Source organism: Bacillus sp. AK25 (genome assembly GCF_048270685.1).
GTDB lineage: Bacteria > Bacillota > Bacilli > Bacillales > Bacillaceae > Bacillus > Bacillus altitudinis.
On record NZ_JBLUWC010000001.1, the window covers coordinates 93,689 to 109,548 of the forward strand.

Genomic DNA, 15,860 nt, shown 5'->3' on the forward strand with positions numbered 1-15,860 from the left:
GTCATGTTGAATTTTGAAAAGCTGAAAGACGGAAAACAGTTGAACGGACTTGCGCTTGCTTATATGGGTGATGCCATTTTTGAAGTATACGTGAGGTATCACCTCCTCCAAACAGGGGCGACCAAACCAAATGAGCTTCATAAACGTGCAAGTAAGATCGTTTCAGCTAAATCTCAGGCCGCTATTTTATTTGAGCTTCAGCAGAAGGGCTTTTTCACAGAAGCGGAAGAAGCGGTGCTGAAAAGAGGAAGAAATGCAAAATCAGGCACAGTGCCTAAAAACACAGACGTTCAAACGTATCGTTATAGTACAGCGTTTGAAGCGCTCATGGGTTATTTATTTATCGAGAAGCAGGACGAACGCTTAGAAGAGTTAATTAGTCAGGCGATTGAAATCGGAACGTCAGGGAGGAAGACAAATGAGTCAGCAACATGATTATGTGATTGGGAAAAATGCAGTGATTGAAACACTGAAGTCAGATCGGGAGTTATACAAGCTCTGGATGGCAGAAAACACTGTAAAAGGACAAGCCCAGCAGGTCATTGAACTCGCGAAAAAGCAAAATATCACCATTCAGTATGTTCCGAGGAAAAAGCTTGATCAGATGGTAACAGGTCAGCACCAGGGAATCGTTGCACAAGTAGCAGCATATGAATATGCAGAATTGGACGATCTGTATCAAATTGCTGAAAAGCGGAATGAACAACCATTTTTCATCATCTTAGATGAAATTGAAGATCCGCACAATTTAGGGTCGATCATGCGTACGGCCGATGCTGTTGGTGCACATGGAATCGTCATTCCAAAACGACGAGCGGTAGGCTTGACGACAACTGTTGCGAAAGCATCTACTGGAGCCATTGAACATATCCCGGTCGCAAAAGTAACCAATCTTTCCAGAGCTCTTGATGAAATGAAAGAAAGAGGAATCTGGGTCGCAGGAACAGATGCATCTGCGAAGCAGGACTACAGACAATTTGACGGCACGATGCCTCTCGCTCTTGTCATTGGCAGTGAAGGAAAAGGAATTGGCCGATTGATTAAGGAAAAATGTGATTTCTTGATTAAATTGCCAATGGCCGGGAAGGTCACTTCATTAAATGCATCAGTTGCCGCTAGTCTATTGATGTATGAAGTGTATCGAAAACGTTATCCGTTAGGAGAATAGAGATGGACATCCTCTTAGTCGATGGATACAACATGATAGGTGCATGGCCTCGTTTGCAGCACTTAAAAGAAAACAGCTTTGAAGAAGCCAGAGACGTGCTGATTCAACATTTAGCAGAATATCAAGCATATACAGGGTATCGAGTCATTGTCGTATTCGATGCCCATATGGTCAAAGGAATCGAAAAGAAGCGGACAAACCACCGAGTAGAGGTCATCTTTACAAGAGAAAATGAAACGGCTGATGAGCGGATTGAAAAACTGGCACAAGACTTAAATAACATTCGGACGCAAATTCATGTGGCGACCTCTGATTATACAGAACAATGGGCGATTTTTGGACAGGGTGCACTTCGTAAGTCAGCACGAGAACTCTTAAGAGAGATAGAAGTGATTGAACGAAAGATTGAAACACGTGTCAAAAAGATTACTTCTGATAAACCAGCATCCAAAATTGAATTGTCAGAAGATGTATTGAAAACGTTTGAAAAATGGCGGCGGGGAAACTTGGAATAGCTTGACGATATTTCAACCATTATTGTATAATATTTCTATCTAGGTGCGGTCGGGGGGATCGAAGTGAATCTAAACAACAGCAAGGGTAAGTCCATCAGAGAGCAATTTTGCCAGTTGGAAGATGAACAAGTCATTGAAAGGGTTCATGTCGGAGATAGTGATGCGCTAGATTATTTAATAACGAAATACCGCAATTTTGTACGTGCGAAAGCAAGATCTTATTTCTTGATTGGAGCGGATCGAGAGGACATTGTCCAAGAGGGGATGATCGGACTTTATAAGTCTATCCGCGATTTCAGAGAGGACAAGCTTACTTCATTTAAGGCTTTTGCAGAATTATGTATTACCCGCCAAATTATCACCGCAATTAAAACAGCTACTCGCCAAAAACATATCCCGTTAAATTCCTATGTATCATTAGACAAGCCGATATACGATGAAGAATCGGACAGAACATTATTGGACGTCATTTCCGGTGCTAAAGCGCTTAACCCAGAAGATTTAATCATTAGCAAAGAAGAATTTGATGATATTGAAATGAAAATGGGTGAATTACTAAGCGAGCTGGAAAGAAAGGTACTTGTGCTTTATCTTGATGGTAGGTCCTATCAGGAGATTTCTGAAGATTTAAACCGTCATGTGAAATCAATTGATAACGCACTCCAAAGAGTAAAGAGAAAGTTAGAGAAATATTTAGAGCTGCGCGAGATCAGTCTCTAATCAAACCTATATTGACAGCTTTTTCGACACTGTGATAAGGTACTAAGGAAATGATGTCGAGAAAATAGGTGTAAATATGAGGAAAAAGATTACTCTAGCCTGTAAAGACTGCGGAAGCCGCAATTATACGACAATGAAAAGTGTTGCTTCAGCAGCTGAAAGATTAGAAGTTAAGAAATATTGCAAGACTTGTAATTCACATAAAACACATTTAGAAACGAAGTAGGATTTGCGTTCTTTAATCTGTGGAGGTCTTTTACATGCGTATTATCAGTTTCTTAAAAAGTGTCGGGAAAGAAATGAAAAAGGTCAGCTGGCCAAAGAAAAACGAAATGGTCCGCTACACGATCACTGTTATTTTAACAGTCGTATTTTTTGCCATCTTTTTCTCTTTTCTTGATATAGGAATCTCACAATTAATCGAATTAATTCATTAATACTTGAATAATGGTCTGCTGAACGTGCTATAATAGATCATAATATGACTTGCCAAAAAACCCGTTTTACGGGTTTTTTCAATTGCTTGAAAATATTTACCGGTACTCGAGATTCGTCAAATAGACATTACGAAATGTGGGGAGGGAAGGACTAAATAGTCCTGAACGAAAATGGAAAAGAATTGGTATGTTGTGCATACGTACTCTGGCTATGAAAACAAAGTGAAAGCAAACTTGGAAAAGCGTGTTGAATCAATGGGCATGCAGGATAAAATTTTCCGCGTTGTTGTACCAGAAGAAGAAGAAACGGACATTAAAAACGGTAAGAAAAAAGTAGTGAAAAAGAAAGTATTCCCTGGATATGTGCTAGTAGAAATCGTCATGACTGACGATTCTTGGTATGTCGTTCGTAATACACCAGGTGTGACAGGATTCGTTGGATCAGCTGGATCAGGCTCTAAGCCGACAGCGTTATTACCTGGCGAAGCGGAAACCATTCTGAAGAGAATGGGACTTGAAGAGCGCAAGACAGAAATCGACTTTGAACTAAAAGAAACAGTCAAGGTCATCGATGGACCATTTGCTAACTTCACAGGCTCTATCGAAGAGATTGATTATGATAAAAGCAAAGTCAAAGTATTCGTTAATATGTTTGGTAGAGAAACTCCTGTGGAACTTGAGTTCACACAGATCGATAAATTGTAATTTAAAAGAGCTTGAAATGAGTGTATAGAAGTGGTAATATAGCAAAGGTACGTCTTGAGTTCGCTCAAGATCGCTAGCTAGTTATTTCGTCATTCATATAAAGAATGAAGTTGTTGAGTGGGAGGGGGATTCCCCTATTACCACATCACGGACTTTAAGGAGGTGTGTCTCGTGGCTAAAAAAGTAGTTAAAGTTGTTAAATTGCAAATTCCTGCTGGAAAAGCTAACCCAGCTCCACCAGTTGGACCTGCACTAGGTCAAGCCGGTGTTAATATCATGGGATTCTGTAAGGAGTTTAACGCTCGTACAGCTGACCAAGCTGGTCTTATCATTCCTGTTGAAATTTCGGTTTTTGAAGACCGTTCATTTACATTTATTACTAAAACTCCACCTGCTGCAGTTTTACTTAAAAAAGCAGCTGGTATTGAGTCTGGTTCTGGTGAACCTAACCGTAATAAAGTGGCAACTGTTAAGCGTGATAAAGTACGCGAAATCGCGGAAACAAAAATGCCTGACTTAAACGCTGCTAGCGTTGAATCAGCTATGCGCATGGTTGAAGGTACTGCACGCAGTATGGGTATTGTCATCGAAGATTAATTTTTTGTCTTGTTGGGTTGCGAGTTTGGTTTTGACAAGTTCGCAACCCTTATTCGTGGGAGGTTATTCCGCTAAAACCACATAAGGAGGATTTTTATAATGGCTAAAAAAGGTAAAAAGTATGTAGAAGCTGCTAAGCTAATCGAACGTACTAAAGCGTATGATGTAGCTGAAGCTGTTTCTCTTACAAAAAAAGCAAATACAGCGAAATTTGATGCGACTGTAGAAGTTGCTTTTCGTTTGGGCGTAGACCCTCGTAAAAACGATCAACAAATCCGCGGTGCAGTTGTACTTCCTAACGGAACTGGTAAAACTCAACGCGTTCTTGTGTTCGCTAAAGGCGAAAAAGCAAAAGAAGCAGAAGCTGCTGGAGCAGACTACGTTGGAGATTCTGATTACATCACTAAAATCCAACAAGGCTGGTTCGAATTCGATGTAATCGTTGCGACACCTGACATGATGGGTGAAGTTGGTAAGATCGGTCGTGTACTTGGACCAAAAGGTCTTATGCCAAACCCTAAAACAGGAACTGTAACTTTCGAAGTAGAAAAAGCAATCAATGAAATCAAAGCTGGTAAAGTAGAATACCGCGTTGATAAAGCTGGTAACATCCACGCGCCAATCGGAAAGGTTTCTTTCGAGGACGAAAAGCTTGTTGAGAACTTTGCAACAATCTATGACACAATCCTTAAAGCAAAACCTGCAGCGGCTAAAGGTGTATACGTGAAAAACGTTTCTGTTACATCTACTATGGGCCCTGGCGTGAAAGTGGATCCATCTTCTTTCTCTGCAAAATAATTCTTGACTTGTCACAACCGTTTTGATAATATCAAAATGTTGTAAAATAGAATAATCATTTATACCGTAGACAGCAGGGGCCTTATGGCTTAATTAACCCGCCGAGGTGTATATGTCACAGTCTTACGTTAACGTATGCTTGTATATACAGCCTCCATGTCTTAATGGAGGCTTTTTATATGGAGAACCGTTCGTTAGGAACGTGATGGCCTGATCGGTATAAGTGTTACACAAAGAATGTACAGGAGGTGTAACCATGAGCAATGCAATCGATACTAAAAAAGTTGTCGTTGATGAAATTACTTCTAAATTTAAAGACAGTTTGTCTACTGTAATCGTAGATTACCGCGGTCTTTCAGTTTCTGAAGTGACTGAACTTCGTAAACAACTTCGTGATGCTGGCGTAGAATTCAAAGTTTACAAAAACACTTTGACTCGCCGTGCAGTTGAACAAGTTGAACTAACGGGTTTAAACGATTTCTTAACAGGTCCAAACGCTATCGCATTCAGTAACGAAGATGTTATCGCACCTGCGAAAATCATCAACGAATTTGCGAAAAGCCACGAAGCTTTAGAAATCAAAGCTGGTGTTATCGAAGGAAACGTAGCGACTGTAGAAGAAGTGAAGGCTCTTGCGGAACTTCCGTCTCGCGAAGGCTTACTATCTATGTTGCTTAGCGTTCTTCAAGCTCCAGTTCGTAACCTTGCTCTTGCTACTAAAGCAGTTGCAGATCAAAAAGAAGAACAAGGCGCTTAATGCGTACTTGACGTAAATAACTTAAAAATGGAGGAATTACAAATGGCTTTAAATATCGAAGAAATCATTGCTTCAGTTAAAGAAGCAACTGTACTTGAGTTAAACGACTTAGTAAAAGCAATCGAAGAAGAATTTGGCGTAACTGCTGCTGCTCCTGTAGCTGTAGCTGCTGGTGGCGGTGCTGCTGCTGAAGAAAAAACTGATTTTGATCTAGTACTTGCTGGTGCTGGAGACCAAAAAATCAAAGTTATCAAAGTGGTTCGTGAAATCACTGGTCTTGGCTTGAAAGAAGCTAAAGAACTTGTTGACAACACTCCAAAACCACTTAAAGAAGGTATTGCTAAAGAAGAAGCTGAAGAACTTAAAGCTAAGCTTGAAGAAGTTGGCGCTTCTGTAGAAGTTAAGTAATCTTCGCCTAATCTTTTGGGAAAGCTCGCTTTTACTGGCGGGCTTTTTCTTTTCTTATCTCCTGAAACGATTGAATCCAGAGGAGGTCCATTCACCATGAGTGACCACTATTATACGGAAAAGCCATCAGTGAAAAGCAATAAACAGACATGGGACTTCACCTTGAGAAACCGTAGCTTTACTTTTACAAGTGACAGTGGAGTGTTTTCTAAGAAAGAAGTCGACTATGGTTCGAGGCTTTTAATTGAAGCTTTTGAAGAACCTGACTTGGATGGCGACGTCTTAGATGTCGGTTGCGGTTATGGACCGATCGGCTTATCGTTAGCAAACGAAATGACAGGCCGCACCATTCATATGATTGATGTGAACGAAAGAGCAGTCGAACTTTCAAAGGAAAACGCTAAGCATAATCGCATTGATAATGTCCGCATCTATCAAAGTGATTTGTTCTCGAATGTTCATTCATCAGCTGCTTTTGCCTCTATACTGACCAATCCCCCAATACGGGCAGGGAAGAAAGTAGTACATGCGATCTTTGAAAAAAGTGCTGATCATTTATTGCCGGAAGGTGAGTTGTGGGTGGTTATTCAGAAAAAACAAGGTGGACCATCTGCGATTGAGAAATTAGAGCAGCTTTTTGGAGAAGTGACGGTCGTTATGAAAAAAAAGGGCTACTATATTATCAAAGCTAAAAAAGTTTGACGCAGTTTCCTAGCTGTGTTAACATTATAAAATGCCAATGTGTATATTTTGCTTGATAGGCTTAAAAAACAACTATTTTGTATAAATTATGCATACTTGGGAAAACTAATAAAATCGGTATTTGTTTTTGGATGTGGTTTTCTTATTTTAGAAACCCTTTTTTCTTTTGTCTTGTAAAAGTATTTCTTTACTGACATTTGAAAGACAGAAATACTTTTTACACATATAATACGCATGATTTGAGGGGTGAATCAGTTGACAGGTCAACTAGTTCAGTATGGACGACACCGCCAGCGCAGAAGCTACGCACGCATAAGCGAAGTGTTAGAATTACCAAATCTCATTGAAATTCAAACCTCTTCTTATCAGTGGTTTCTTGATGAGGGTCTTAGAGAGATGTTTCAAGATATATCCCCAATTGAGGATTTTACTGGTAACCTTTCTCTTGAATTCATTGATTACAGCCTAGGGGATCCTAAGTATCCTGTAGCAGAATCAAAAGAACGTGATGTAACTTACTCTGCTCCACTAAGAGTAAAAGTTCGTTTAATTAACAAAGAAACTGGAGAAGTAAAAGACCAAGATGTGTTTATGGGTGATTTCCCAATCATGACAGACACAGGTACTTTTATCATTAATGGTGCGGAACGTGTAATCGTTTCTCAGTTAGTACGTTCTCCAAGTGTATATTTCAGTGGTAAAGTAGACAAAAACGGTAAAAAAGGTTTTACTGCGACTGTCATTCCAAACCGTGGCGCATGGTTAGAATACGAAACTGATGCGAAGGATGTAGTCTATGTACGCATCGATCGCACACGTAAGTTGCCGGTTACGGTTCTTTTGCGTGCTCTCGGCTTCAGCTCTGATCAAGAGATTCTTGACCTCATTGGCGAGAATGAATACTTACGCAACACGTTGGAAAAAGACAATACAGAGAATGCCGATAAAGCACTTCTCGAAATCTACGAGCGTCTTCGTCCCGGAGAGCCACCAACTGTTGAAAATGCGAAAAGCTTGCTAGACTCTCGCTTCTTTGATCCGAAGAGATATGACTTAGCAAATGTTGGACGCTACAAGATTAATAAGAAGCTTCATATTAAAAATAGACTATTCAATCAAAAATTGGCTGAAACGCTAGTTGATCCTGAAACAGGTGAAATCCTAGCAGAAAAAGGTCAAATTTTAGATAGAAGAGTGCTTGATAAAGTTCTCCCATACTTAGAAAACGGCATCGGATTTAGAAAGCTTTATCCAAACGGTGGCGTAGTAGAGGATGAAGTAGAACTTCAATCTATCAAGATTTATGCACCAACTGATCAAGAAGGCGAGCAAGTGATCAACGTGATTGGTAACGCATATGTAGAGGAAGCTGTGAAGAACATCACGCCTTCTGACATCATTGCTTCAATCAGTTACTTCTTTAACCTGCTTCATGGAGTAGGTGACACAGATGATATCGATCACCTTGGTAACCGTCGTCTGCGTTCTGTAGGTGAACTTCTGCAAAACCAATTCCGTATTGGTTTGAGCAGAATGGAGCGTGTTGTTCGTGAAAGAATGTCGATTCAAGACACGAACACGATCACACCTCAGCAGCTGATCAACATTCGTCCTGTGATCGCTTCTATCAAAGAGTTCTTTGGTAGCTCTCAGCTTTCTCAGTTCATGGATCAAACAAACCCGCTTGCTGAATTGACGCACAAACGTCGTCTGTCAGCGCTTGGACCGGGTGGTTTGACACGTGAGCGTGCAGGAATGGAAGTTCGTGACGTTCACTATTCTCACTATGGTCGTATGTGTCCGATTGAAACACCAGAGGGTCCAAACATTGGTTTGATCAACTCTCTATCTTCATTTGCGAAAGTGAATCGCTTCGGCTTTATTGAAACACCTTACCGCCGGGTTGACCCTGAAACAGGTAAAGTGACGCCGAGAATCGATTACTTAACGGCTGATGAAGAGGATAACTACGTTGTAGCACAAGCGAACGCTATATTAGGTGAAGATGGTTCGTTTATCGATGATAATATCATTGCTCGTTTTAGAGGGGAAAACACAGTTGTTCCTCGAAACCGCGTTGACTACATGGATGTTTCGCCAAAGCAGGTTGTTTCTGCGGCGACAGCATGTATCCCATTCTTAGAAAACGATGACTCTAACCGTGCTCTAATGGGAGCAAACATGCAACGTCAGGCTGTGCCTTTGATGCAGCCGGAATCACCGATTGTTGGTACAGGTATGGAGTATGTATCAGGTAAAGACTCTGGTGCTGCTGTGATCTGCCGTTACCCAGGTGTTGTAGAACGTGTTGAAGCGAAGAATATTTGGGTTCGCCGTTATGAAGACGTTGACGGACAACAAGTCAAAGGAAACCTAGACAAATACAGCTTGCTGAAATTTGTCCGCTCTAACCAAGGGACTTGCTACAACCAGCGCCCAATTGTAAGTGTTGGAGATGAAGTCGTCAAAGGAGAAATCCTTGCAGACGGTCCTTCTATGGAAAAAGGTGAATTGGCTCTAGGACGTAACGTCATGGTCGGCTTCATGACTTGGGACGGTTACAACTATGAGGATGCGATCATTATGAGTGAGCGCCTTGTAAAAGATGACGTCTACACTTCTATTCATATTGAAGAATATGAATCAGAAGCTCGTGATACAAAGCTTGGACCAGAAGAAATTACGCGTGATATTCCAAACGTTGGGGAAGATGCTTTACGCAACCTTGACGAGCGTGGAATCATCCGTATTGGTGCAGAAGTAAAAGACGGAGACCTTCTTGTCGGGAAAGTAACGCCTAAAGGTGTAACAGAACTAACAGCTGAAGAACGTCTATTACATGCAATCTTCGGTGAAAAGGCTCGTGAAGTACGTGATACGTCTCTACGTGTACCACACGGCGGCGGCGGAATCATCCACGATGTCAAAGTCTTTAACCGTGAAGATGGAGATGAATTACCACCAGGTGTTAACCAGTTAGTCCGTGTATACATCGTTCAGAAGCGTAAAATTTCTGAAGGTGACAAAATGGCCGGACGACATGGTAACAAAGGGGTTATCTCCAAGATCCTTCCAGAAGAAGATATGCCGTATCTTCCAGATGGAACACCGATTGATATCATGTTAAACCCTCTAGGGGTACCATCTCGTATGAATATCGGTCAGGTACTTGAGCTTCATATGGGTATGGCTGCACGTTACCTAGGCATCCACATTGCGTCACCAGTATTTGATGGTGCTCGTGAGGAAGATGTTTGGGAAACGCTTGAAGAAGCAGGTATGTCCCGTGATGCGAAAACAGTCCTTTATGACGGTCGAACTGGTGAACCATTCGACAACCGTGTATCTGTTGGAATCATGTATATGATCAAACTGGCTCACATGGTTGACGATAAACTTCACGCACGTTCAACTGGACCATACTCACTTGTTACGCAACAGCCACTGGGCGGTAAAGCACAGTTTGGTGGACAGCGTTTCGGAGAGATGGAAGTATGGGCACTTGAAGCTTACGGTGCAGCATATACACTTCAAGAAATCTTAACTGTAAAATCGGATGACGTTGTGGGTCGTGTAAAAACATACGAAGCGATCGTCAAAGGGGATAACGTACCTGAACCAGGTGTCCCTGAATCATTCAAAGTATTAATTAAAGAACTTCAAAGTTTAGGTATGGATGTGAAAATCCTATCTGGCGATGAAGAAGAGATAGAAATGAGAGATTTAGAAGACGATGAGGAAACGAAGAAAGCAGACGGATTAGCGTTATCTAATGACGAAGATGCTGCAGACCTCGCACCTGTCGATCTTGAACGTGACGCAGTCACAAAAGAATAGCAGAAACGATTAGAGCAAGTGACTAGGGTATAACCCGAAGATTAAAAGGGAGGTAGGCCCCTTGCTAGATGTGAACAATTTTGAGTATATGAACATCGGTCTCGCATCACCTGATAAAATCCGTTCTTGGTCTTTTGGTGAAGTGAAAAAGCCTGAAACGATTAACTATCGTACACTGAAACCGGAAAAAGATGGTCTCTTTTGTGAACGTATCTTCGGACCGCAAAAAGACTGGGAATGTCATTGTGGAAAGTATAAACGCGTTCGTTATAAGGGTGTTGTATGTGACCGTTGTGGTGTAGAAGTAACACGGGCAAAAGTCCGTCGTGAGAGAATGGGGCATATTGAACTGGCTGCCCCAGTTTCCCACATTTGGTATTTCAAAGGTATCCCAAGCCGTATGGGTCTTGTTCTAGATATGTCACCACGTGCGTTAGAAGAAGTGATTTACTTCGCTTCTTACGTCGTGACTGATCCGGGCAACACACCGCTTGAGAAGAAACAACTTCTTTCTGAGAAAGAATTCCGTGCTTATTTAGATAAATACGGTAACACCTTCCAAGCAGCTATGGGTGCAGAAGCAATTAACAAACTTCTTCAAGATATCGATCTTGTGAAAGAAGTAGATACACTCAAAGAAGAGCTAAAAACAGCTCAAGGACAGCGTCGTACACGTGCGATCAAACGCCTTGAAGTTTTGGAAGCTTTCCGTAACTCAGGAAACAAACCGTCTTGGATGATCCTTGATGTACTTCCGGTGATTCCACCAGAATTACGTCCAATGGTTCAGCTTGATGGCGGACGTTTTGCTACTTCTGACTTGAACGACCTTTATCGTCGTGTCATCAACCGTAACAATCGTCTGAAACGTTTATTAGATCTTGGCGCGCCAAGCATCATCGTTCAGAACGAGAAACGTATGCTTCAAGAAGCTGTCGATGCCTTGATTGATAATGGACGTAGAGGCCGACCAGTAACAGGACCAGGAAATAGACCATTGAAATCTCTTTCTCACATGCTGAAAGGGAAACAAGGGCGTTTCCGTCAAAACTTGCTTGGTAAACGTGTTGACTATTCTGGACGTTCCGTTATCGTCGTTGGACCACATTTGAAAATGTATCAGTGTGGACTTCCGAAAGAAATGGCTCTTGAACTATTCAAACCATTCGTGATGAAGGAGCTTGTTGAAAAAGGATTAGCTCACAACATTAAGAGCGCGAAACGTAAGATTGAGCGCGTGCAGCCGGAAGTTTGGGATGTTTTAGAATCAGTGATTCGTGAGCATCCAGTCTTACTAAACCGTGCACCAACTCTTCACAGACTTGGTATTCAAGCGTTTGAACCTACACTTGTGGAAGGACGCGCAATTCGTCTGCATCCACTTGTATGTACTGCCTACAACGCTGACTTTGATGGTGACCAAATGGCGGTTCACGTACCATTATCTGCTGAAGCTCAAGCTGAAGCTCGTATCTTAATGCTTGCTGCTCAAAACATTTTGAACCCGAAAGATGGAAAACCTGTTGTTACGCCATCTCAGGATATGGTGCTAGGTAACTACTACCTTACACTTGAGCGTAAAGGTGCTATCGGAGAAGGTATGGTCTTCAAAGATACGAACGAAGCCCTTCTAGCTTATCAAAATGGGTATGTGCATCTTCATACACGTGTAGCTGTTGCAGCTAACTCGTTGAAGAATGTGACATTCACTGATGAACAGCGTTCTAAATTGTTGATTACAACAGTTGGAAAACTAATCTTTAACGAAATCTTACCGGAATCATTCCCTTACATGAATGAGCCGACAAAGAGCAATATTGAAGAAAAAACGCCTGACCGCTTCTTCCTTGAAAAAGGTGAAGATGTCAAAGCTGCGATCAAGAAACAAGAAATCAATGCACCGTTCAAAAAAGGTATTTTAGGTAAAATCATTGCGGAAATCTTTAAGAGATTCCATATCACTGAGACATCTAAAATGCTTGACCGCATGAAAAATCTTGGTTTCAAATACTCTACTAAAGCGGGTATTACGGTTGGGGTGTCTGATATCGTCGTATTAGATGATAAACAGAAGATCCTCGAAGAAGCGCAAGCAAAAGTAGATAACGTCATGAAGCAATTCAGACGTGGTTTGATTACTGAAGAAGAGCGTTATGAGAGAGTCATTTCGATCTGGAGTTCTTCTAAAGATGTCATCCAAGGTAAACTGATGAAGTCCCTTGATGAAGTCAACCCTATCTACATGATGAGTGACTCTGGAGCGCGTGGTAACGCATCTAACTTCACTCAGCTGGCTGGTATGCGTGGTCTGATGGCCAACCCGGCTGGACGTATCATTGAACTTCCGATTAAATCTAGTTTCCGTGAAGGTTTAACAGTATTGGAATACTTTATTTCCACTCACGGAGCGCGTAAAGGTCTTGCCGATACAGCTCTTAAAACAGCTGACTCAGGTTACCTCACGCGTCGTCTCGTTGACGTTGCACAGGATGTTATCATCCGTGAAACAGATTGCGGTACAGACCGTGGAATCTTGGCGAAGTCCATTAAAGAAGGAAATGAAATTATTGAGAAACTTGAAGAACGTCTGATTGGACGTTTTGCAAGAAAACCAATTGTTCATCCTGAAACGGGCGAAGTCATTGTTGGCGAAAACGAACTAATTGATGAAGATAAAGCACTCGAAGTAGTTGAAGCAGGAATCGAGGAAGTATGGATCCGTTCTGCATTTACATGTAACACGCCTCATGGTGTATGTAAACGATGCTACGGCCGTAACCTTGCAACTGGTACTGACGTTGAAGTCGGTGAAGCAGTTGGAATCATCGCTGCACAATCGATCGGTGAGCCAGGAACACAGCTTACAATGCGTACGTTCCACACCGGTGGGGTAGCAGGAGACGATATCACTCAAGGTTTACCTCGTATCCAAGAGTTATTTGAAGCGCGTAATCCGAAAGGGCAGGCAACCATTTCTGAAATTGATGGTGTCGTTGCTGAAATTAACGATGTTCGTGACAAGCAACAGGAAATTGTGGTTCAAGGCGAAGTTGAAACTCGCTCTTACACAGCTCCTTACAATGCACGTCTGAAAGTTGTTGAAGGTGACAAAGTCACTCGTGGTCAAGTACTGACAGAAGGTTCAATCGATCCGAAAGAACTTCTTAAAGTGACTGATATGACAGCTGTTCAAGAATATCTGCTTCATGAAGTACAAAAAGTATACCGTATGCAAGGGGTAGAAATCGGAGATAAGCACGTAGAAGTAATGGTTCGCCAAATGCTTCGTAAAGTGCGTGTCGCTGATGCAGGGGATACAGATGTATTACCAGGCACACTTCTTGATGTACACCAATTCACAGAAGCGAACAAAAAAGTACTATTCGAAGGCAAACGTCCTGCAACAGGCCGTCCAGTTCTTCTTGGTATTACAAAAGCATCGCTTGAAACAGACTCATTCTTGTCTGCAGCATCCTTCCAAGAAACGACTCGTGTCCTAACAGATGCGGCGATCAAAGGAAAACGTGATGAACTGCTTGGCTTGAAAGAGAATGTCATCATCGGTAAACTTGTTCCTGCTGGAACTGGAATGCCAAACTACCGTAAAGTTAAGCCGGTTTCACAAGTGCAGCCGTCTGACGATATGGTTCCTGTAGAGTAATCTTTCTCTTAAGATTTCTATAAAAATCATCAAAAAATGGTGAAGGATGTCAAGATAATCTGTCAAACGATATTGACATCCTTCTGCCATGATGATAATATAACCAAGGTGCTCAAAATAAAACCTGTTACTTTGGAGGATATTCGATGTCTTATGATAAAGTATCACAGGCTCAATCCATTATTATTGGTACGAAGCAAACAGTAAAAGCTCTGAAACGAGATTCAGTGAAGGAAATCGTCGTAGCGAAAGATGCTGATCCTGCTTTAACCGCTAGTGTAATGAAACTAGCGCAAGAGAAGGGTGTAGACATTTTAGTGGTAGATTCCATGAAAAAGCTCGGCAAGGCCTGCGGAATTGAAGTTGGGGCAGCAGCTGTTGCCATTATGTTATAGCGTACTTGTTTTGTTTTTGCATGCTTAAAATGCAAAAACATTGTTTTTTGCCTTTTGATGAACCACCTGGGTATGTGGGTTATAAAAAAAGTAATGAAGGGAGGAATAACAACATGCCTACAATTAATCAGCTAATACGCAAAGGACGCGTGAGTAAAGTTGAAAACTCAAAGTCTCCTGCACTTAACAAAGGATACAACAGTTTCAAAAAAGAGCACACTAACGTAACATCTCCACAGAAGCGCGGGGTTTGTACTCGTGTCGGTACAATGACACCGAAAAAACCAAACTCAGCACTACGTAAATATGCTCGTGTACGTTTGTCTAACCTGATTGAGGTAACAGCTTACATTCCTGGTATCGGACATAACCTACAAGAGCACAGTGTAGTACTTATCCGTGGCGGACGTGTAAAAGACTTACCGGGTGTACGTTACCACATCGTTCGTGGTGCGCTTGATACTGCCGGAGTTGACGGTCGTATGCAAGGACGTTCTAAATACGGAACAAAACGCCCTAAACAAAGCAAATAATATAAACAAACATAAGGGTTTTTAGAAGTTGAGTTCAGATCAGTGGAGTCAGGTAGCTGACAATGAAATTGAGATGAAAGACAGATAGAAATCCTTTTAAAAGAGAAGGGAGGCTATTCAGATGCCACGTAAAGGTCCTGTAGCAAAAAGAGACGTTTTGCCAGATCCAATTTACAATTCTAAACTTGTATCTCGTTTGATCAACAAAATGATGATCGACGGTAAAAGAGGAAAGTCACAAACTATTCTCTACAAGTCATTTGATATCATCAAAGAACGTACTGGTAATGAAGCGATGGAGGTTTTCGAACAAGCCTTGAAAAACATCATGCCAGTTCTTGAAGTTAAAGCACGTCGTGTAGGTGGAGCTAACTACCAAGTTCCTGTAGAAGTTCGCCCAGATCGTCGTACGACTTTAGGTCTTCGCTGGTTAGTAAACTACGCTCGTCTTCGTGGAGAAAAAACGATGGAAGAGCGTCTTGCTAATGAAATCCTTGACGCAGCTAACAACACTGGTGCTGCTGTTAAGAAACGTGAAGATACACACAAAATGGCAGAAGCGAACAAAGCATTCGCTCACTACCGCTGGTAGGATTTATACCAAACTAAAAAAACTATTCCCTAATA

17 protein-coding genes and 1 other annotated feature are annotated in these 15,860 nt (G+C 41.7%); all 17 genes read left to right on the forward strand.

Going from position 1 to position 15,860, the window contains the following annotated elements:
* Window positions 1–3 precede the first annotated feature (3 nt).
* The 17 genes from ACNO7B_RS00525 (at window position 4) to rpsG (ending at window position 15,825) form a co-directional block, all read left to right on the forward strand.
* Window positions 4–435: a Mini-ribonuclease 3 gene (locus ACNO7B_RS00525; protein ID WP_417901033.1), complete on the forward strand. Its 432-nt coding sequence runs from the start codon at window positions 4–6 to the stop codon at window positions 433–435.
* Complete coding sequence (gene rlmB, locus ACNO7B_RS00530) at window positions 419–1,168, forward strand: 23S rRNA (guanosine(2251)-2'-O)-methyltransferase RlmB (protein WP_017359163.1); 750 nt, start codon at window positions 419–421, stop codon at window positions 1,166–1,168. The genes ACNO7B_RS00525 and rlmB overlap by 17 nt, the downstream gene beginning before the upstream one ends.
* 2 nt (window positions 1,169–1,170) lie before the next feature.
* Complete coding sequence (rae1, locus tag ACNO7B_RS00535) at window positions 1,171–1,683, forward strand: ribosome-dependent mRNA decay endonuclease Rae1/YacP (RefSeq protein WP_007496285.1); 513 nt, start codon at window positions 1,171–1,173, stop codon at window positions 1,681–1,683.
* A gap of 63 nt (window positions 1,684–1,746) precedes the next feature.
* Window positions 1,747–2,403, forward strand: a complete 657-nt coding sequence (gene sigH, locus ACNO7B_RS00540) for an RNA polymerase sporulation sigma factor SigH (RefSeq protein ID WP_008345424.1) — start codon at window positions 1,747–1,749, stop codon at window positions 2,401–2,403.
* Between the two features lie 76 nt (window positions 2,404–2,479).
* Window positions 2,480–2,629: a 50S ribosomal protein L33 gene (gene rpmG, locus ACNO7B_RS00545; protein ID WP_008356502.1), complete on the forward strand. Its 150-nt coding sequence runs from the start codon at window positions 2,480–2,482 to the stop codon at window positions 2,627–2,629.
* A gap of 34 nt (window positions 2,630–2,663) precedes the next feature.
* Window positions 2,664–2,840: a preprotein translocase subunit SecE gene (gene secE / locus ACNO7B_RS00550; RefSeq protein WP_008345422.1), complete on the forward strand. Its 177-nt coding sequence runs from the start codon at window positions 2,664–2,666 to the stop codon at window positions 2,838–2,840.
* Window positions 2,841–3,011: 171 nt separating this feature from the next.
* Entirely contained in the window at window positions 3,012–3,545 is a 534-nt protein-coding gene (gene nusG, locus ACNO7B_RS00555) for a transcription termination/antitermination protein NusG (protein WP_003217197.1), read from the forward strand.
* Between the two features lie 171 nt (window positions 3,546–3,716).
* Window positions 3,717–4,142 (forward strand): 50S ribosomal protein L11, encoded by a 426-nt coding sequence (gene rplK / locus ACNO7B_RS00560; RefSeq protein ID WP_003216956.1) that lies wholly within the window; start codon window positions 3,717–3,719, stop codon window positions 4,140–4,142.
* 99 nt (window positions 4,143–4,241) lie between these two features.
* Window positions 4,242–4,940, forward strand: a complete 699-nt coding sequence (rplA, locus tag ACNO7B_RS00565; RefSeq protein WP_007496292.1) for a 50S ribosomal protein L1 — start codon at window positions 4,242–4,244, stop codon at window positions 4,938–4,940.
* A 46-nt stretch (window positions 4,941–4,986) separates the two neighbouring features.
* Window positions 4,987–5,127, forward strand: a sequence feature (ribosomal protein L10 leader region).
* A 69-nt stretch (window positions 5,128–5,196) separates the two neighbouring features.
* Window positions 5,197–5,697, forward strand: coding sequence for a 50S ribosomal protein L10 (gene rplJ, locus ACNO7B_RS00570; RefSeq protein WP_007496293.1), 501 nt, complete (start codon window positions 5,197–5,199; stop codon window positions 5,695–5,697).
* Between the two features lie 42 nt (window positions 5,698–5,739).
* Window positions 5,740–6,105, forward strand: a complete 366-nt coding sequence (rplL, locus tag ACNO7B_RS00575) for a 50S ribosomal protein L7/L12 (RefSeq protein ID WP_008345418.1) — start codon at window positions 5,740–5,742, stop codon at window positions 6,103–6,105.
* Between the two features lie 96 nt (window positions 6,106–6,201).
* The gene (locus ACNO7B_RS00580) at window positions 6,202–6,807 is read left to right on the forward strand and encodes a class I SAM-dependent methyltransferase (RefSeq protein ID WP_007496296.1); all 606 of its coding nucleotides are present in this window, start codon (window positions 6,202–6,204) and stop codon (window positions 6,805–6,807) included.
* Between the two features lie 255 nt (window positions 6,808–7,062).
* Window positions 7,063–10,644, forward strand: a complete 3,582-nt coding sequence (gene rpoB / locus ACNO7B_RS00585; RefSeq protein ID WP_007496297.1) for a DNA-directed RNA polymerase subunit beta — start codon at window positions 7,063–7,065, stop codon at window positions 10,642–10,644.
* A gap of 61 nt (window positions 10,645–10,705) precedes the next feature.
* A complete protein-coding gene (gene rpoC, locus ACNO7B_RS00590; RefSeq protein WP_417901034.1) occupies window positions 10,706–14,305 on the forward strand; it encodes a DNA-directed RNA polymerase subunit beta' in 3,600 nt (1,199 codons plus the stop codon).
* A 146-nt stretch (window positions 14,306–14,451) separates the two neighbouring features.
* Window positions 14,452–14,700 carry a 50S ribosomal protein L7ae-like protein gene (locus tag ACNO7B_RS00595; RefSeq protein WP_008345416.1) on the forward strand — a complete coding sequence of 83 codons (249 nt, stop codon included), beginning with the start codon at window positions 14,452–14,454 and terminating at the stop codon, window positions 14,698–14,700.
* 113 nt (window positions 14,701–14,813) lie between these two features.
* Window positions 14,814–15,233 (forward strand): 30S ribosomal protein S12, encoded by a 420-nt coding sequence (gene rpsL / locus ACNO7B_RS00600; RefSeq protein ID WP_003216962.1) that lies wholly within the window; start codon window positions 14,814–14,816, stop codon window positions 15,231–15,233.
* 121 nt (window positions 15,234–15,354) lie between these two features.
* Complete coding sequence (gene rpsG, locus ACNO7B_RS00605) at window positions 15,355–15,825, forward strand: 30S ribosomal protein S7 (RefSeq protein ID WP_003216884.1); 471 nt, start codon at window positions 15,355–15,357, stop codon at window positions 15,823–15,825.
* Window positions 15,826–15,860: the final 35 nt, after the last annotated feature.